At 70.8% G+C, this 19,092-nt stretch carries 12 protein-coding genes and 1 pseudogene; 11 read left to right on the forward strand and 2 right to left on the reverse strand.

The window, feature by feature from the left end; translation table 11 throughout:
- Positions 1–286: 286 nt before the first annotated feature.
- Together HXX10_RS27945 and HXX10_RS27950 are read left to right on the forward strand one after the other, a co-directional pair.
- Positions 287–562, forward strand: coding sequence for a hypothetical protein (locus tag HXX10_RS27945; RefSeq protein WP_296526641.1), 276 nt, complete (start codon positions 287–289; stop codon positions 560–562).
- 288 nt (positions 563–850) lie between these two features.
- On the forward strand, positions 851–1,429 hold the full coding sequence (locus HXX10_RS27950; protein WP_296526642.1) for a Uma2 family endonuclease: 579 nt from the start codon (positions 851–853) through the stop codon (positions 1,427–1,429).
- A 158-nt stretch (positions 1,430–1,587) separates the two neighbouring features.
- Here HXX10_RS27950 and HXX10_RS27955 read toward each other — a convergent pair whose 3' ends face one another.
- Positions 1,588–2,607, reverse strand: a complete 1,020-nt coding sequence (locus tag HXX10_RS27955; RefSeq protein ID WP_296526643.1) for a S1C family serine protease — start codon at positions 2,605–2,607, stop codon at positions 1,588–1,590.
- A 620-nt stretch (positions 2,608–3,227) separates the two neighbouring features.
- On the opposite strand from HXX10_RS27955, the gene HXX10_RS27960 reads away from it, so the two are divergent.
- The 6 genes from HXX10_RS27960 to HXX10_RS27985 all read left to right on the forward strand — a co-directional run bounded on the left by HXX10_RS27960 (position 3,228) and on the right by HXX10_RS27985 (position 14,570).
- Positions 3,228–8,507 (forward strand): alpha-2-macroglobulin, encoded by a 5,280-nt coding sequence (locus tag HXX10_RS27960; RefSeq protein ID WP_296526644.1) that lies wholly within the window; start codon positions 3,228–3,230, stop codon positions 8,505–8,507.
- A gap of 107 nt (positions 8,508–8,614) precedes the next feature.
- Positions 8,615–10,717 (forward strand): penicillin-binding protein 1C, encoded by a 2,103-nt coding sequence (gene pbpC / locus HXX10_RS27965; RefSeq protein WP_296526645.1) that lies wholly within the window; start codon positions 8,615–8,617, stop codon positions 10,715–10,717.
- Between the two features lie 141 nt (positions 10,718–10,858).
- Entirely contained in the window at positions 10,859–12,583 is a 1,725-nt protein-coding gene (locus tag HXX10_RS27970) for a glycosyltransferase family 39 protein (protein ID WP_296526646.1), read from the forward strand.
- Entirely contained in the window at positions 12,580–13,437 is an 858-nt protein-coding gene (locus HXX10_RS27975) for a phosphatase PAP2 family protein (RefSeq protein WP_296526647.1), read from the forward strand. Before HXX10_RS27970 ends, HXX10_RS27975 begins: the two co-directional genes overlap by 4 nt.
- 46 nt (positions 13,438–13,483) lie before the next feature.
- Positions 13,484–14,233 carry a glycosyltransferase family 2 protein gene (locus tag HXX10_RS27980; RefSeq protein WP_296526648.1) on the forward strand — a complete coding sequence of 250 codons (750 nt, stop codon included), beginning with the start codon at positions 13,484–13,486 and terminating at the stop codon, positions 14,231–14,233.
- Positions 14,223–14,570 carry a lipid-A-disaccharide synthase N-terminal domain-containing protein gene (locus HXX10_RS27985; protein WP_296526650.1) on the forward strand — a complete coding sequence of 116 codons (348 nt, stop codon included), beginning with the start codon at positions 14,223–14,225 and terminating at the stop codon, positions 14,568–14,570. Before HXX10_RS27980 ends, HXX10_RS27985 begins: the two co-directional genes overlap by 11 nt.
- 93 nt (positions 14,571–14,663) lie before the next feature.
- Here HXX10_RS27985 and metC read toward each other — a convergent pair whose 3' ends face one another.
- Positions 14,664–15,893, reverse strand: coding sequence for a cystathionine beta-lyase (metC, locus tag HXX10_RS27990; protein WP_296526651.1), 1,230 nt, complete (start codon positions 15,891–15,893; stop codon positions 14,664–14,666).
- A 310-nt stretch (positions 15,894–16,203) separates the two neighbouring features.
- Between metC and HXX10_RS27995 the strand changes: the two genes are divergently transcribed.
- The 3 genes and pseudogenes from HXX10_RS27995 to HXX10_RS28005 all read left to right on the forward strand — a co-directional run.
- Positions 16,204–17,220, forward strand: a complete 1,017-nt coding sequence (locus tag HXX10_RS27995; protein WP_296526652.1) for an amino acid ABC transporter substrate-binding protein — start codon at positions 16,204–16,206, stop codon at positions 17,218–17,220.
- Between the two features lie 28 nt (positions 17,221–17,248).
- Positions 17,249–18,436, forward strand: coding sequence for an amino acid ABC transporter permease (locus tag HXX10_RS28000; protein ID WP_296526654.1), 1,188 nt, complete (start codon positions 17,249–17,251; stop codon positions 18,434–18,436).
- A gap of 208 nt (positions 18,437–18,644) precedes the next feature.
- Positions 18,645–19,092 (forward strand): annotated as a pseudogene (locus HXX10_RS28005) (amino acid ABC transporter permease); the annotation flags it as partial.

Below are 19,092 nucleotides of genomic sequence, written 5' to 3' on the forward strand. Positions count from 1 at the left end.
ACCGGCCCGCTCCGCCGCCCGACGTCACCGGTCGACGTCCCTCGACGAGCGAGACGAGCGAATCCTACGGCCGGTTTTTCGGGCGGGGATTACTTTTTTCGCGCGTCTCGTGTCCCGGGCCCGCGCCCTGAGGCGCGCGTCCCGGAACCACTGACGACCGGGGCATTCGGACCTGGCGTCCCACCGATCCGAGCGACACGACCCGACCATCCGGGCGGACGCGGATTGACGCCGCCACCTTGGAGGCGATGCTGATCACCTCGCCCTCGACTGCGGGAGCGTCCCGATGGGACCCTCGGGTTACTTCAGCCTTCTGGTGGTGACCTTGATGGGCCTGTTGTCGGTGGCGGCCGCCGCCTATGCGGTCCGGTTCGGCTGGCATCCGTGGGGGCGCGACGGCAAGGGGCGGGTCACCCGGGCGGAACAGCCGGGGCGGTTCTGGCTGTGCGTCCTGGCCTGGCTGCTGTGGGCCGCACTGTGCGGCGGCGTGGTGGTCGGGCTGTGGACCGGCGAGATGGTCACGCGCGGCGACCGCATCTGGAGATCCGGTCCACCCTCGTGACGCCGCCGCCCGACGTCACCAGTCGACGTCCCTCGACGAGCCGTACGACCAAATCCTGCGGCCGGTTATCTGGGCGGGGATTACTTTTTTCACGGTCCCCGTCCGGGTGCGGCCACGGCGCCGTCATAGGCCGCCGTCATGACCGGGCCGGCGCGCAGCGCCGCAAACCGGCCATCCATCGTTTCGCAAGAGCATTTTTCGAAGCAGATGGATGGGCGGGTGTCGTGTTCAGCCCGAGGACGTGACGGGCGGTTGGGCGATGCTATACTTCGCCGCGAAGGTGACGTCATGACCATCAACGTACAACAGCCGCGCATGGACAAGGCGACGTTCCTCGACTGGGCCGAAGCCCGCGAGGAGCACTGCGAACTCGTCGGGGGGCGGGTCGTCATGGTGATACGACCGGTGGTCGGACACGCGCTGATTATAGCCAACCTTCGAGACGCTCTCCGGGATCGGCTCAGTCGCGAGGCGTGGTACGTGTTGTCCGATTGCGGCATCGACACCGGCCCGCAGACCATTCGGGCTCCCGACGTCGTGGTTATGTCCACTGGCGGCGATCTGAAGGCAAAAACCGCGTCCTCGCCCGTGCTGATCGCCGAAGTCCTGTCGCCGTCGACCGCGACTATCGACCTCGGCGACAAGGTGGCCGAGTATCTTCGCCTGCCGAGCCTTCTGGCCTATCTGGTGGTCGCCCAGGACGAGCCGAAGCTATGGCTGTTTTTGCGTGGCACCGAGGGTTTTGGGGCGCCGCAGGTCATCGCCGGACTCGATGCGTCGGTCGCCATCCCGGCGCTCGGCCTCGACCTGCCGCTCGCGGAGATTCTTGCCGGGGTGCACGCGGGCGAGGCACCGCAAGCGTCTTAGCCCGCACGGAGCGAGCCCGCCTGGGAACGCCGTCATGGCCAAGCCGGCGCGTGGCGCCGCGACCCGGCCATCCATCGTATGGCGAAAACGTTGTGTCGAAGAGGATGGATGCGCGGGTCTTCGCCCGCGCATGACGGAAGGAGAGGCCGGACTGCGTCTCAGAACGTCGACTTCAGCTTGAGGTGATCCAGCCGGTCGATCGACTGCACGTCGAGGCGGCGGGTGGTGCCGTCGCGGCGCACGTCCAAGGGCACCGTGACGCCGGCGGCGCCGAGCGCCCACATCTTTCGGTACAGCACCGCGAGGCCGTCCGTGGTGGTGCCGGCGACGCCTTCGATGACGTCGCCGCGGCGCAGCCCGGCGCGGGCGGCCGGGCTGTCGGGCGTCACCCTTGTCACCACCAGGCGGCCCAGCATGTCCTCCGCGGCGACGCCGAGCCAGGGCCGGCCGGGGCCGGCGATGCGGCCGTCGGCGATCAGATCCGCCATCACCGGGGCGAGCCGGTCGACCGGCACGAACATGTTGCCGGGCGAGGGGGTGCCGTCGCCCTTGGCGTCGCCGACGATCAGCGAGCCGATGCCGGCGAGCTTGCCGTCACGCGTCACCAGCGCGGCGCCGCTCCAGGCCGGGTTGGGGGGCGCCGTGAAGATCGCCTCGTCCAACAGATACTCCCAGCTTCCGGCGAACTCGCGCTTGGCGACGACGCGTGCCGCCGTGACGCCCGACGCGCCGCCATGGCCCGCCACCAGCACGGGGTCGTCCACCTTCAGGTCCGACGAATGCCCGAGCGGCATCGGCTTGAGGCCGGGCGGTGTCACGGTGCGCAGGAGGCCGAAGCCGGTCTCGTGGTCGTAGCCGACCACGTCGGCGGGAAGAGTCTTGCCGTCGCGGGTCGTCACCTCGACCGCATGGGCCTCGACCATCAGGTAGCCGATGGTGACGATCAGGCCGGAGGCGTCGATGACCACGCCGGCGCCCTCGCGCTCGCGCCCGAGGCTCGACACGGTGCGGCCGTCCGGGTTGATGAAGGTCTTCACCTTGACGACCGCCGCCAGCGTCTCGTCGAGGGAGGCGCGCTGGGCCGCTGCGGCCGTGGCGGCGGCGCAGAGCAGGGCGCAGGCGACGAGCGCCCGCAGCGCCATGGCGATCGACCGGTCCTGCAATGGTGCGATCCGCATGCCCGTCTCCGTCGGTTGATCTGCCGTTCAGCCAAGCACAGGCCGTGCCGAGCATAGCCGACCCGGTCCGTCCGGCGGCGGCGCCGGGTGCCGCTCGCCGCAATGTGATCGGGGATGCGCGTTCTCCTTCACCTCTACCCGCGTGCGGGGAGAGGTCGACGCGCGCAGCGCGGCGGGTGAGGGGGCGTCGCGGGGATACGGAGGCACCCCCTCACCCGGAGTCCTCGCTGCCGCTCGGACTCCGACCTCTCCCCGCAAGCGGGGAGAGGTGAAGGGGTGGAGAGGAGAAGAAGGACGCCGTCATGGCCGGGCCGGCCGAAGGCCGCGACCCGGCCATCCATCGTTTCGCAAAAGCCTTGTTTCGCAGCGGATGGATGCGCGGGTCTTCGCCCGCGCATGACGGAGGAGGCAGCCCGCGTGACCCTTCTCTCGAACCTCCCGGGCGGCGGCGCACACCAAGGCGATGGCGACGTGCGTCTGCGTCGTCATCACGATGCCGATACCGTCACGACTCCGACACGTTTGTTGCGGACCTGTGGCGGCGATCGGCCCCCGGCCACGCCCGGCCCGGGGGATTCTCGGGATGCCCTCGGCGGCAGCCCGAGACAGGGAGGTTGCCGATGCTCGCCCGTCTCCGCGCCGCCGCCACGGCCGCGCTGGTTGCTCTGCCGCTCGCCTTCGCGATGCTCGTATCCGCCGGTGTGCTCGTCCTCACGAGCCCTGCCGGCGCCGCCGACAAAGCCTTCCAGCGCGACGATCTCGCCGACGGCGCGATCCGCCTGGAGGCGCAGATCAAGAAGGACGCCGGCCAGGTCGGCAAGCCGGCCGACCAGCTTCGCCGCGACGCCGAGGCGGCGCTGGCGCGCAACGACAGCCGGACGGCCCTGACCGTGCTGGGCCAGCTCGTCACCGTCGCGCCCGACGTCGCCTCCAATTGGCTGCGGCTGTCCCGCGCCATCCTGCAGGTGCGCGGCTCAGACGACCGCGAGCGCAACACCCTCCTGGAACGCGGCGCCACCGCGGCCTACATCGCCTATCAGCGGGCCGGCACGCCGGCCGAGGAGGCCGACGCGCTGGTGCTGCTCGGCCGCGCCTACGCGGACCGCCAAGTCTGGCGCCCGGCGCTCGACGCGTTGCGGCTGTCTCTCGAGATCCGCGAGGCCGCCGACGTTCGGGCCCGCTATGAATCCTTGCGCAGCGACCACGGCTTCCGCCTGCTCGACTATTCGGTCGACGCCGACACGGCGTCGCCGCGCGCCTGCTTTCAGTTCTCCGAGGCGCTGCCCGGCCCGCGCACCGATCTGTCGCCGTTCGTGGCGGTGGCCGGCGTGGAAAAGCCGGCGATCGCGGTCGACGACCGCCAGCTCTGCGTCGAAGGCCTCAAGCACGGTGAGCGCTATGCCGTGACGCTGCGGCCCGGGCTGCCCTCGACCGTCAAGGAGAGCCTGCAGAAGTCGGCCGAGTTCAACCTCTATGTCCGCGACCGAAAGCCCTTCGTGCGCTTCTCCGGAAAGGCCTATGTGCTGCCGCGCAACGGCCAGCAGGGCATCCCGGTGGTCAGCGTCAACACCTCGGCCGTGATGGTCAATGTCTACCGGATCGGCGACCGCAACCTGATCGACCCGATCACCGGCGACGAGCTCGAGCGCAATCTCGAGCGCTACGAGCTCAACCGCATCGCCGAGACCCGCGGCACCAGCGTGTGGACGGGCGAGCTCGCCGTGCAGTCGCCCCTCAATGCCGAGGTGACGACGGCCTTCCCGGTCGGCCAGGCGGTCGGCGAGCTGAAGCCCGGCGTCTACATCATGTCGGCCGAGGCCAAGGGGCCGTCCGACAACGACTACTCGGCGCTGGCCACCCAGTGGTTCATCGTCTCCGACCTCGGCCTGTCGACCCTGTCGGGCGGCGACGGCATCCATGTCTTCGTCAACTCGCTCGCCACCGCGACGCCGAAGCCGCAGGTCGAGGTCAAGCTGATCGCCCGCAACAACGAGGTTTTGGCGGTTCGCACCACCGACGAAGCCGGCCACGCGCTGTTCGAGACCGGGCTCGCCCGCGGCGAGGGCGGGCTGGCGCCGGCCCTGATCGTCGGCACCGCCGACAACGGCCGCGACTACGCCTTCCTCAACATGAAGGCCCCGGCCTTCGATCTCTCCGACCGCGGCGTCAAGGGCCGTGCGGCGCCGTCCGGATTGGACGCGTTTGTTGTGACGGAACGTGGAGTGTATCGCACCGGCGAGACCGTGCATGCGACCGCGCTGTTGCGCGACGCGCTCGGCACCGCCGCGGCCGGCGTGCCGCTGACGCTGGTGTTCGAGCGGCCCGACGGCGTCGAGCATCGCCGCGCCGTGGTGGCCGACCAGGGTCTCGGCGGCCGCGCCTACGACCTGCCGATCGTCGCGACCGCGCCGACCGGCACCTGGCGGCTCAAGGCCTACACGGATCCCAAGCGCCCGGCCGTCGGCGAGACCACGTTCCTGGTCGAGGACTATGTGCCGGATCGCATCGAGTTCGACCTTTCGACCAAGGCGACCGGCATCGCCAAGGGCTCAGCCGTAGAGATCGCCGTGGACGGCCGCTATCTCTACGGCGCGCCGGCCTCCAACCTGGAGCTGGAGGGCGAGGTCACCATCAAGGCCGCCAAGGAGCGGCCCGGCTTCCCGGGCTATCAGTTCGGCACCGTCGACGACGAGGAGGAGAAGGACGCCGACGCCACCCGGGTGACGCTGGACGATCTTCCCGCGACCGACGACAAGGGCCACGCCGTCGTCCCGGTGACATTGGACAAGCTCCCGGCCGGCAACCGGCCGCTGGAGGCGCAGGTCGTGGTGCGCATGGCCGAGACGGGCGGCCGTGCGGTCGAGCGCAAGCTGACCCTGCCGATCGTCCCGGGTGGCCCGATGATCGGGGTAAAACCGCTGTTCTCCGGGCGCTCGCTCGGCGAGGGCGAGACCGCGACCTTCGACGTCGCCGTGGTGGCGCCGGACGGCAAGCCGCTGGCGCGCCGCGGCGTCAAGTACGAGCTCCTCAAGGTCGACACCCGCTACCAGTGGTATCGCCAGGACGGCTCCTGGCAGTACGAGCCGATCAAGACGACCAAGCGGGTCGCCGACGGCACGCTCGACATCGCCGCCGGTCAGCCCGGCCGCGTCGCCGCGCCGGTCCAGTGGGGCCGCTACCGGCTCGACGTCTCGACCAATGATCCGGACGGGCCGACGACGTCGCTGTCGTTCGACGCCGGCTTCTTCGCCGAGGCCTCGGCCGACACGCCGGACCTTCTGGAGATCGCGCTCGACAAGCCCGAGTACAAGCCGGGCGACAGCATGTCCGTGTCGGTCACGGCCCGCACGGCGGGGCGGGTGCGCCTCTCGGTGATCGGCGACCGGCTGATCACCTCGGTCAACCACGAGGTCCAGGCCGGCACCGCCCAGATCCGCGTGCCGGTCGGCAGCGACTGGGGGACGGGCGCCTATGTGGTCGCGACCCTGCTGCGGCCGCTCGACACGCAGGCCAAGCGCATGCCGGGCCGCGCCATCGGGGTGCAGTGGTTCGCGGTCGATCGCGCGGCGAAGACGCTCGCCGTCACGCTGGCGACGCCGCCGCTGCTGCGGCCCAACACGACGCTGCGCGTGCCCGTCACCATCGACGGGCTCGCCGGCCAGGCCGGCAAGGCCGGCGAAGAAGCCCGCATCGTCGTCGCGGCCGTCGATGTCGGCATCCTCAACCTCACCGGCTACAAGCCGCCGGCGCCGGACGATTATTATCTCGGCCAGCGTCGGCTGTCGGGCGAGCTGCGCGACCTCTACGGCCATCTGATCGACGGCATGCAGGGGCAGGTGGGTGCGATCCGGTCCGGCGGCGACAGCGCTGCGGCCGAGCTGCAGGGCTCGCCTCCCACCCAGCCGCCGGTGGCGCTCTATTCGGGCGTCGTCACGGTCGGGCCGGACGGCAAGGCCGAGGTGACGTTCGACATCCCGGCCTTCGCCGGCACGGTGCGGGTGATGGCGATCGCCTGGTCGGCCGCAAAGGTCGGCCGCGCGTCGACCGACGTCACGGTGCGCGACCCCGTGGTGCTCACCACCACGCTGCCGCGCTTCCTGCTCACGGGTGACCGCAGCACGGTCCAGCTCGAGCTCGACAATGTCGAGGGCCGGGCCGGCGACTACCGGGTGACGGCGTCGGTGGAAGGGCCGGCGACGATCGCCAACACGGCGCCCCAGAGCGTGCGGCTCGCGGCGCGCCAGCGCGGCTCGCTGTCGCTGCCGATCTCGGCGACGGCCGCGGGACCGGCGATCGTCAAGATCGCCGTTGCCGGGCCGGACGGATTCGCGCTGGAGCGGACCTATCCGCTCGCCGTGAAGCCGGCGACCCAGATCGCCACCCGCCGCACCGTGCGGACCATCGCCAAGGGCGAAAGCCTGAGCCTCGGGTCCGATATGTTCGGCGACCTGGTGGCGGGGACGGGCGCGCTCGCCCTCTCGGTCGGGCCGTCGACGGCCCTCGACGCGGCGACGCTTTTGAAAGCGCTCGACCGCTATCCGTTCGGCTGCTCGGAGCAGATCACCAGCCGGGCGCTGCCGCTGCTCTACGTCAACGACCTCGCGGTCGAGGCGCATCTCGCGCTGGACGCCGACGCCGACCAGCGCATCCGCGACGCCATCGAGCGGCTGCTGGCGCGCCAGGACTCCTCCGGCTCGTTCGGCCTGTGGGGCGTCGGCGGCAACGACGCCTGGCTCGACTCCTACGTCACCGACTTTCTGACGCGGGCGCGCGAGCGCGGGTTTGTGGTGCCCGACACGGCGTTCAAGCTGGCGCTGGAGCGGTTGAAGAACTACGTCGCCAACGCGCCGGAGCCCGGCAAGGAGGGGGCGCGCGACCTGCCGTTCGCCCTCTATGTGCTGGCCCGCAACGGGGCGGCGCCGGTCGGCGACCTGCGCTACATCGCCGACACCAAGCTCGGCGAGTTCTCGACGCCGATCGCCAAGGCCCATATCGGTGCGGCGCTCGCCATGCTGGGCGACCGCGTCCGCGCCGAGCGTGTCTTCGCCGCCGCCATCGGGGCGATCGAGCCGCCGAAAGTTCTGGAGTTCGGCCGGCCCGACTTCGGCTCGTCCCTGCGTGACGCCGCCGCCGTGACGGCGCTGGCCGCCGAGAGCGGCGCTGCCGCCGGCCTCCTGCCGGTGGCCGTGAAGGGCATCGAGGAGGCGCGGGCGCGCGCCTTCTACACCTCCACCCAGGAGAACGCCTGGATGGTGCTGGCGGCGCGCGCGCTCGCCAAGTCGGTGCCGCTGTCGCTGGAGGTCGCGGGCGCACCCCGGACCAGCCCGCTCTACCGCACCTTCCGGCCCGCCGAGCTGGCGAGCCCATTCCGGGTGACCAACACGGGCGAAGGGCCGGTGCAGGCCGTGGTGTCGGTCTCGGGCGCCCCGATCGTGCCGGAGCCGGCGGCCGACAAGGGCTTCAAGATCGAGCGCAGCTACTTCACGCTCGACGGCGAGAAGGCCGACCCCAGCAAGGCGCGGCAGAACCAGCGCTTCGCCGTGGTGCTGAAGATCACCGAGCCGCAGCCGCAGTTCGGCCGCGTCCTGGTGGTCGATCCGCTCCCGGCCGGGTTCGAGATCGACAACCCGCGGCTCGTCTCCTCGGGCGAGACCGGGACGCTCGACTGGATCCAGGACGCCGTCGAGCCCGAGAAGGCCGAGTTCCGCGACGATCGCTTCGCCGCGGCCTTCACCCGCAACGCCAAGTCGCCGGCGGTGTTCACGGTGGCCTATGTGGTGCGGGCCGTGTCGCCCGGCCGCTACGTGCTGCCGCAGGCCTATGTCGAGGACATGTACCGCCCCGACCGCTTCGGCCGCACCGGCACCGGCGCGATCGAGGTGAGCGTGGCACGGCAGTAGGCTGATCGATGATCGAAGGCCCAACCTCCGTCGTTCCGGGACGGCCCGAAGGGCCGGGCCCGGAACCCATAACCCCTGCAGGGGATATGGATTCCGGGCTCGCGGACATGCGGTCCGCGCCCCGGAATGACGAAGGACGTGGCTGGCGTCGGGCAAAACTCGCGCTCCTCGCCGCCTCGGTCGTCGCCGCGGTGGGCCTCGGCTCCGCCGCTCTCTGGGTGAAGTCGCTCGGCCCGCCGCCACTCGGGAAAAATCTCTCCTGGTCGACCGTGGTGGTCGATCGCGACGGGCGCATCTTGCGGCCGTATGCAACCGCCGAGGGGCGCTGGCGGCTGAAGGCCTCGCGCGAAAACGTCGACCCGCGCTTCTTCGAGCTGTTGCTCGCCTACGAGGACAAGCGGTTCCGCGACCACGCCGGCGTCGACCCTCATGCGCTCGGCCGCGCCGCCGTGCAGTTCGCCGCCCATGGCCGCGTCGTCTCGGGCGGCTCGACCCTGACCATGCAGGTCGCGCGCCTCCTGGAGCCGCGTGGAGAACGCTCGCTCGCAGCAAAGCTCCGCCAGGCCGTGCGCGCCGTGCAGATCGAGCGGGTCTTGTCCAAGGACGAGATCCTCGCCCTCTACCTGTCGCTCGCTCCCTATGGCGGGAACCTGGAGGGTATCCGGGCGGCCTCGCTCGCCTATTTCGGCAAGGAGCCGCGGCGGCTGACGCTCGGCGAGGCGGCCCTGCTGGTGGCGCTGCCGCAGTCGCCGGAGGCGCGGCGGCCGGACCGGTCGCCCGAGATCGCGCGAAAAGCCCGCGACCGGGTGCTCGACCGCATGGCGGCGGCCGGCGTGGTCGAGCCCGGCGAGATCGACCGGGCCAAGGCCGAGCCGGTACCGGGCGCGCGAAAGCCGATGCCCATGCTGGCCCCGCATGCGGCCGACCGCGTGGTCGCGGCGCAGCCGGAAAAATCGTTTCATCAGATGACCTTGGAGGCGCCGCTTCAAGCCGCGCTGGAGGTCCTTTCACGCGAGCGGGCGGCGACACTCGGCCCCGACATCTCGGTCGCCATAATGGCGGTCGAGCATGCGACCGGCGAGGTGTTGGGCCGGGTCGGGTCGGCCGACTGGGCGGATGCGCGCCGTGCCGGCCAGGTGGACGTGACCTTGGCGATCCGCTCGCCGGGGTCGACGCTGAAGCCGTTCATCTACGGCCTCGGCTTCGAGGACGGGTTTCTGCATCCGGAGACGCTGCTCGACGACCGGCCGGTCCGCTACGGCGCCTATGCGCCGGAAAACTTCGACCTGACGTTTCAGGGCACCGTGACGGCGCGAAAAGCGCTCCAACTGTCGTTGAACGTGCCGGCCGTGCAGGTGCTGGAAAAAGTCGGGCCGAGCCGCTTCACGGCGCGGCTCGCCCAGGCCGGGGCAAAGCTGGTGCTGCCGCCCGGCGAGGCGCCCGGCCTCGCCATGGGTCTCGGCGGCACCGGGGTGACGCTCGCCGATCTGGTGCGCCTCTATGCCGGGCTGGCGCGGCTCGGCACCACGGTGCCGCTCACCGAACAACTCACGGATGCGCCCGTGGTCGTTCCGCCGCTGCGGCTCGTCGATCCGGTGGCGGCCTGGTACGTCGGCAACGTCCTGCTCGGCGCGCCGCCCCCCGAGAACGCCGCCGGCGGCCGCATCGCCTTCAAGACCGGCACGTCCTACGGCTACCGCGACGCCTGGGCGATCGGCTTCGACGGCAGGCGCACCATCGGGGTGTGGGTCGGGCGGCCCGACGGCGCTCCGGTGCCCGGGATGATCGGCCGCGGCACGGCCGCGCCGATCCTGTTCGATGCCTTCGCCCGGCTCGGCAAGCCTTTGGCGCCGTTGCCGCCGGCGCCGCGCGGCGCACTGTTCGGGTCCACCGGAAAGCTGCCGCTGCCGCTGCAGCGCTTCCGCCCCAATGCGCTGCCGAGCGCCGGGACCGAGCCGCCGCTGCGGATCGTGTTTCCGCCCAACGGTGCCCGGCTGGAGCTCGCCGCCGACGGGGCCGAGCCGGTGGCCCTCGCCGTCAAGGTCGCGGGCGGCAGCGGCCCGGTCACCGTCATGGTCGACGGGCTGCCGCGGGCGACACTGCGCGACCGCCGGAGCACGACCGTGACGCCGGACGGCCCCGGCTTCGTGCGGCTGACCGTCACCGACTCCCGCGGGGCGACCGACAGCGTGCTGGTCAGGCTGCAGTAAGTTGCGCGCTTATACCATTGGAAAATAATCATTATCGAGAGTGTTGCCGCGGCGCGACAGGGCCATGCCGCACGACTGCGGGGTGCTTTCGCGGGCGGCTGCTTTTCTCTATTGTCCGCGCGACTTCAGCAGGACATCGGAATGGCCGTCGCGAGGTTTGGAACCGGATCGAGCAGCATGGTCGCCGCACGGCTGCAGGCGTTGCTTGCCTGGGCGTCGAGCAGCCATGCGGCGGCGGCCGGCCTGCTGGTGGTCGCCTGCCTGCTGGCCTTCCTGCCGGGCTTCTTCACGCTGCCGCCGATCGACCGGGACGAGGCCCGCTTCGCCCAGGCCACCAAGCAGATGCTGGAGAGCGGCGACTACATCGACATCCGCTTCCAGGACGAGAGCCGCTACAAGAAGCCGGTCGGCATCTACTGGCTCCAGGCCGCCGTGGTGAGGACCGCCGAGGCGGCCGGGATGCCCGAGGCGCGCACCCGCATCTGGCTCTACCGCATCCCGTCGCTGATCGGCGCCATCGGCGGCGTGCTGCTGACCTACTGGACGGCGCTCGCCTTCGTGTCCCGCCGTGCCGCCGTGCTGGCCGGCCTGATGATGGCGAGCTCGATTCTGCTCGGCGTCGAGGCGCGGCTGGCCAAGACCGACGCCATGCTGCTCGCCACCGTGATCGCCGCCATGGGGGCGATGGGGCGGGCGTACCTCACCGAGCGCGGGGTGCGGGAGGCCGTCGAGCACCCGTGGACCCAGCCGGCGATCTTCTGGACCGCCATGGCGGCCGGCTTCCTGATCAAGGGGCCGCTGATCATGATGGTGGTCGGCCTCACCATCGTGGCGCTCGCCGTGGTCGACCGCTCGGCGCGCTTCGTGCTCCGCCTCAAGCCGCTCGCCGGCCTCGCCTGGATGCTGCTGCTGGTGCTGCCCTGGTTCGTCGCGATCGTGGTCAGGAGCGGCGACAGCTTCTTCATCGAGTCGGTCGGCCGCGACCTCCTGTCCAAGGTGGGCAGCGGCCAGGAGGCGCATTTCGGCCCGCCGGGCCTTTATCTGCTGCTGTTCTGGGGGACGTTCTTCCCGGCCGCCATGCTGGCCCCGATGGCCGCCCAGGCGGTGTGGCGGACGCGGCGCGAGCCCGGCACGGCCTATCTGCTCGCCTGGCTGGTGCCGACCTGGGTTGTGTTCGAGGCGGCCATGACCAAGCTGCCGCACTACGTGCTGCCGGTCTATCCGGCGATCGCCATCCTGATCGCCCTCGCCATCGACCGGAAGGCGCTGTCGGCGAACATCTGGCTGCGCCGCGCCCCGATGTGGTGGTTCTTCCTCGTCACGGCCGTCACGGTCGGGCTGATCGTCGTCAACATCATGATCGGCCAGCGGCTCGGCCTGCTCACCTGGGGCTTCTGCGCCGCCGCCATGATCACGGCGCTGTTCGCCTGGTGGCTGTTCGAGGCGGATGGCGTCGAGGTGTCGTTCCTGCGCGCCGCCTTCGCCGCTATGCTGCTGTCGACCTCGGCCTTCGGAGCCACCTTCGCCACCATCGGCAACCTGTTTCCCTCGCGGCAGCTCGCCCAGTTCGTCGACTACGGCGGCTGCGAGCGGCCGGCCGTGGCGACGGCCGGGTTCCACGAGCCTAGCCTGGTGTTCCTGGTCGGCACCCAGGTGCAGCACGTCGGCGGGGCAGGGGCGGCGGATTATCTCGGGGTCGGCGGGCCCTGCCGGTACGCCTTCATCGACAGCCGCCAGGAGCGCTCCTTCGTGCAGCGCGCCGACGCCATCGGGTTGCGCTACATGGTCGGCCCGCGGGTCGACGGCGTGAACATCTCCAGCGGCCGCGCCGTCTCGATCCTGACCTTCATCGGGGGGGCGCCGTGACGATCGTGGCCGCACCCGGGGGCGGGCCGCAGGCGGCGCCCGCCGCCCTCGGCACCCTGCGCGTGCTCGGCCGCAACCTCGCCGCCTGGCTCGCCCTGCTGGCCGGGCGTCCGCGCAAGCCGTCGCGCACGCCCGGCTTCAAGGCCCTGGTGGTCGCCCATCGCCGGCAGGCCGCGGTGGCGCTTCTCCTGATCCTCGCCACCATGCTGCTGGTCGACCCGTTCGCCCCGCGCATGCGGGCGGTGCCGCGCGTCGTCGTCGACATTTTCGAGGACGTCACCGATTTCGGCCGCTCGGGTTGGATCCTGATCCCGGCGGCCGGCCTGATCCTGTGGCTCGCGGCGCTGCTGCGCCCGAGCCTCGACCGGGTGTCGCGCGCCGTGCTGGCGGCCGTGGTGGTGCGGCTCGGCTTCGTCTTCGTCGCGGTCGGCCTGCCCGGGCTGGTCGCCACCATCCTCAAGCGCTGGATCGGCCGGCTGCGTCCCTCCGAGCTCGGCCCCTATGTCTATGCGCCGCTGTCGTGGCGCTCCGAATATGCGAGCCTGCCGTCCGGCCACACCGTCACGTCCTTCGCGGCGCTGGTCGCCATCGGCGCGGTCTGGCCGGCTGCGCGGCCCGTGATGTGGATCTACGCGCTCTCGATCGCGCTGAGCCGGATCCTCGTCTCGGCCCATTTCCCCAGCGACGTGCTCGCCGGCGCCGCCTTCGGGGCGTTCGGCGCGATCCTGGTGCGGGAATGGTTCGCGGCGCGCCGGCTCGGCTTCGTCGCGACGCCGGACGGCGGCGTGCGGGCCCTCCCGGGTCCGTCCGGCGCCCAGGTGCTGCGGGCGCTGGCCAAGGCCGTCGAGCCGTGAGGGCGGCGCCCGGCGCCGGCCCGGTTTTTTGGGAGTGTATCCTGCGATGACCCACCCTGCAGCCGGACCGGCCGTCGCCGTGGTCGTTCCCGTGCGCAACGAGGCCGAGAACGTCGCGCCGCTCCTCGCCGAGATCGCGACCAGCCTCGCCGCCGACGGCCCGTTCGAGGTCGTCTACGTCAACGACGGCTCGACCGACGACACCGGCGCCGAGATCGACCGGCTGCGCCGCGACCGGCCGTGGCTGCGCCATGTCCGCCATGCCGTCTCGTGCGGCCAGTCGGCGGCGGTGCGCAGCGGGGTCGCGGCCGCCCGCGCGCCGCTGGTGGCGACGCTGGACGGCGACGGGCAGAACGACCCCAGCTTCATTCCGGCGATGCTCGACCGGCTGCGCAAGGACCCGCATGTCGGCCTCGTCGCCGGCCAGCGGGTGCGCCGCAAGGACACGGGCTTCAAGCAACTCCAGTCGCGCATCGCCAACGGGGTGCGCAGCGCCGTCCTCAAGGACGGCACCCGCGACACCGGCTGCGGCTTGAAAGCGTTCCGCCGCGACGTGTTTCTCGGCCTGCCGTATTTCGACGGGCTGCATCGCTTCCTGCCGGCGCTGGTGCGCCGCGACGGCTGGGGGATCGGCTATGTCGACGTGGTCGACCGGCCGCGCCGCCACGGCACCTCGAAATACGGCCTGTGGGACCGGCTGTGGGTCGGCATCCTCGATCTAGCCGGCGTGTGGTGGCTGATCCGGCGCCGCCGGCAGGTGCCGCAGGTCAGCGAAGAGGTGCGCCATGCTGATTGACCTGTCGCAAGCGGTCGGCGGCTATCTGTACGACGTCTTCGTCACCCGGGTGGACTGGTGGGTGTTTCTCGGCATCGTCGCCCAGGGCCTGTTCACCATGCGGTTCGTCGTGCAGTGGCTGGCCTCCGAGAAGGCCGGCAAGAGCGTCGTGCCGATGGCGTTCTGGTGGTTTTCCATCTCGGGCGGCGTGCTGCTGCTCGCCTACGCGCTCTACCGCCGCGACCCGGTGTTCATCGCCGGCCAGGGTTTTGGCGTGTTCGTCTACCTGCGCAATCTCCAGTTCGTCCTGCGCGAGCGCAAAGCCGGCCGCGAGGTGCAGGGCAAGGGCGCGGGGTGATTTCGCCGGGTGGGTCAGGCGCGCTGCGCCGCAACCCACCGCTTCGGCTTGATCGGTGGGTTACGAGCCTTCGGCGCTCACCCACCCTACGAGCTACGAGCTCGCCGCGTTCAGCGCCGCAAACCCGCGCTCGAGGTCGGCGATCAGGTCGGCGACGTCTTCCAGGCCGATGTGGAACCGGATGGTCGGGCCGCCCGGCGCCCATTTGGTCGCGGTGCGGATCTTGGTGCAGTCGAACGGAATCGCCAGGCTCTCGTAGCCGCCCCAGGAGGCGCCGATGCCGAACAGGGAGAGCGCGTTTAGGAAGGCGTGCATGGCGGCCGGCGGGGCGGGGCGGAACACCACCGAGAAGAGCCCGCTCGATCCGGTGAAGTCCCGCCGCCAGAGCGCGTGCCCGGGATGCGAGGGCAGGGCGGGGTGCAGCACCCGCAAGACCTCGGGGCGGGCCTCGAACCAGCGGGCGACCGCGAGCGCCGCGGCCTCGTGGGCGGCGAGCCGCACCGCCATGGTGCGCAGGCCGCGCTGGGCGAGGTGCATGTCGCCGGGGCCGACGCACAGGCCCATGTTGAACACGGTGTCGCGCAGCGCCTTGTTGGTGCGCTGGTTCGCCGCGACGCAGCCGAACATCAGGTCGGAATGGCCGCCGATATATTTGGTGCCGGACTGGATCGACAGGTCGACGCCCTTGTCGAGTGCCCGGAAATAGAGCGGCGTCGCCCAGGTATTGTCCATCAGCACGACGGCGCCGTGCGCATGCGCGGCCGCGGCGATCGCCGGGATGTCCTGGATCTCGAAAGAGAGCGAGCCCGGTGCCTCGACGAACACGGCCTTGGTGTTGGGCCGCATCAGCGCCGCGATGCCGGCCCCGATCGCGGGATCGTAATAGGTGGTCGAGATGCCCCAGCGCACCAGGAGCGTGTCGCACACGGTGCGGGTCGGGTCGTAGGCCGAATCCGTCACCAGCACATGGTCGCCGGCATCGAGCACGCTGAGCAGCGCGGCCGAGATGGCGGCGAGCCCGGAAGGCAGCAGCGCGACGCCGGCGCAGGCCTCGCCCTCGATGCCGGCGAGCGCCGTCTCCAACGCCTCCGAGGTCGGGGTGCCGCGCCGCGCATATTTGTAGCGCGAGCGGCGCGCCATGTAGTCCTCGGCGGTCGGGTAGAGGACGGTCGAGCCGTGGAACACCGGGGTGTTGACGAAGCCGTAATGCTCGTCCGGCCGGCGGCCGCCGACCACCAGGCGGGTGCGGTCCCCCTGCGCGCTCGTCGCGCCGTGCGGGCTCGTCATCCCTTGGGCCGGGCGGCCGTCATCGGGGTTCTTCATGGGCAGGGGTCCTCGACCATCGGAGAAGGTGCCGCCGGTTCGGCCCGGCGGTCACGACCGGAGCGGGTATCGGGCGGCCGAGCACTTGACCCGGCTGGGCATTCGTTCTGATATGCCGACCCGTAACGCGCTCCGGTGCGGTCACCGCGTGCAGCGGCGGATTTTCGGCACGAGACATGCATCTGAAAGCGCTCGGGGCGGCAGCTCGGACGTTGCAACGCGGGTCTCGAAAAACGGGTCTCGCAACTCGGTTTCCGCAACTCGGACGCTGCCCATGCACCGGACTCCAAGTACTGTCAATGAGGCGATCATGAAACGGGTTTTCGTCGCTCTGCTGTCCGCGTGCGCAGCCCTGGCCATGGGCGGATCCGCGACGGCGGCGACGCTCGACAACGTCAAGGCGCGCGGCGCGCTCAACTGCGGCGCCAACGGCCAGCTCCCCGGCTTCGGCATGCCGGATTCCCAGGGCATCTGGACCGGCTTCGACGTGGAGATGTGCCGGGCGATCGCGGCGGCGATCTTCAACGATCCGCAGAAGGTGAAGTTCGTCGCGCTGACCGCCAAGGACCGCTTCACGGCGCTGCAGTCCGGCGACACCGACGTGCTGATCCGCAACACCACCTGGACGCTGTCGCGCGACACCCAGCTCGGCCTCAACGCCACCGCCATCAACTATTTCGACGGCCAGGGCTTCATCGTCCGAAAATCGCTCAAGCTGAACTCGGCGCTCGAGCTCAACGACGCCGCCGTGTGCGTGCAGCAGGGCACCACCACGGAGCTGAACCTCTCCGACTATTTCCGCGCCAACAAGATGCGGCTGAAGAGCGTCACCTTCGCGACCCTCGACGAGGCCCTCAAGGCCTACGACACCGGCCGCTGCGACGCCTACACGACCGACGCCTCGCAGCTCTACAGCGTACGCCTCAAGCTGGCGAAGCCGGAGGAGCACGTCGTGCTGCCGGAGATCGTCTCCAAGGAGCCGTTCTCGGCCTTCGTGCGGCACGGCGACGACCAGTGGTTCGACATCGTGCGCTGGACCCTGTTCGCCATGCTCAACGCCGAGGAGTTCGGCATCACCCGGGCGAACGTCGACGAGCAGGCGAAGTCGGACAATCCCGAGATCAAGCGGCTCCTGGGCAGCGAAGGCAATTTCGGCGAGCAGCTCGGCCTGACCAAGGACTGGGTTATCCGGATCGTCAAGAACGTCGGCAATTACGGCGAGGTGTTCGACCGCACCCTCGGAGCGGGCTCGGCGCTGAAGATCACCCGCGGCCAGAACGCCCTGTGGACCAAGGGCGGCCTGCAATACGCACCGCCGGTGCGCTGAGGCCCGGCCGGCGGCGGGGCGCCCCCCGATGCCGCCCGCGACCCGCGCGAGCTCCACGGCACCCGCCGTGCCGCTGTGGCGGCGGCCGCGCACGCGCAGCATCGTCTATCAGGTGCTGCTGTGCCTGGCCGTGGCGGCGCTCGCCTTCGCGGCGATCGACAATGCCGTCGAGAACCTCGCCCGCGCCAAGATCGCCTCCGGCTTCGGCTTCTGGAACGTCACGGCCGGCTTCGACATCAGCCAGACGCTGATCTCGTACTCGGCGCAGGCCTCGACCTACGGCCGCGCCTTCTGGGTCGGGCTGCTCAACACGCTGCTGGTCGCCGTGCTCGGCATCGTGCTGGCGACAGTGCTCGGCTTCCTGATCGGCATCGGCCGGCTGTCGCACAACTATCTGGTGGCGAAGCTGGCCGGCGGCTATGTCGAGCTGATCCGCAACATCCCGCTGCTGCTGCAGCTCCTGTTCTGGTACAACGCCGTCCTCAAGGCGCTGCCGGAGATCCGCGACAGCATCGCGCTGCCGGGCGGCGGCTATCTCAACAATCGCGGCCTGTTCGTGCCCGATCCCCAGGTGACCGGGGGCGGGACGGTGGCGCTCGCGCTTCTCGGGGGCATTGTCGCCGCGGGGCTGTTCCGGGCGACGCGGGAGAGGCTCGGGCCGCTCGGGCGCGGCGCGCCGCGTGCCGTGATCACGGCTCTGCTGATCGTGGCGCCGCCGCTCGTCGCCGCGCTCCTCTCCGGCCTGACCGTGGCGTTCGAGCTCCCCGAGATGGGGCGCTTCAACATCCGCGGCGGCCTGGAGGTGCTGCCCGAGTTCGTCGCGCTCCTGGCCGGCCTGTCGATCTACACGGCCGCCTTCATCGCCGAGGCCGTGCGGGCCGGCCTGCTGGCGGTCCCCAAGGGCCAGACCGAAGCGGCTTACGCGCTCGGCCTGCGCCGCGGCGCGGCGCTGCGCCTCGTCATCGTGCCGCAGGCCATGCGGGTGATCGTGCCGCCGCTCACCAATCAGTATCTCAACCTCACCAAGAACTCCTCGCTGGCGGTGGCGATCGGCTATCCGGATCTGGTGCAGATCTTCACCGGCACGGTGCTCAACAACACCGGCCAGGCCGTCGAGGTCGTGGTCATCACCATGGCCGTGTACCTCACCCTCAGCCTCGCCACCTCGGGGCTGATGAACTGGTACAACGCCTGGATCACCCCGGCGGAACGGTGAGGGTGATGATGATCACCGCAGCCTGTTCGTGGCACGGCGCCTTCTTCTCCCTCCCCCCTTGTGGGGGAGGGTCGGGGAGGGGGGTGAGCGTCAGACTCGGAGTTTGTGGCCTACCCCCCTCCCTGTCCCTCCCCCACAAGGGGGGAGGGGACCATCCGAACGAGTCCGTGCGGTTCGACGAAGGGAGAACGACGAGGGTTGTCGCGCCATGACCGACCTCGCCGCGAGTCCGAAAAGCAGCGTCGCCTTCGTGCGCACCATGCCGGCACCGCATGTGCCGCGGCCGACGCTGCCGGGCGGGCCGTTGCACTGGATCCGCACCAACCTGTTCGCGACCCCGTTCGACGGCGTGCTCACCGTGCTGGTGGCGCTGCTGATCGCCTGGACGGTGCCGCCGCTGGTCAAGTTCCTGATCATCGATGCGGTGTGGAGCGGCAGTGGCCGCGACGCCTGCCTGGCCTCGCCCGAGAACCCGGATCCGGGCGCTTGCTGGGCGTTCGTACGGACCTGGTTCTCGTTCTTCATCTACGGGCCGTATCCGCTCGCAGAGCGCTGGCGCGTGGACGTGTTCTTCGGCCTGCTGGTGTTCGGCACGTCCTGGCTGCTGTGGCTCGATGCGCCGCGGCGCGATCTCGGCGCCGCCTTCTTCTTCGTCG

It is taken from the genome of Rhodoplanes sp., assembly GCF_013377085.1.
In the GTDB taxonomy this organism is placed as follows: Bacteria; Pseudomonadota; Alphaproteobacteria; order Rhizobiales; family Xanthobacteraceae; genus Rhodoplanes.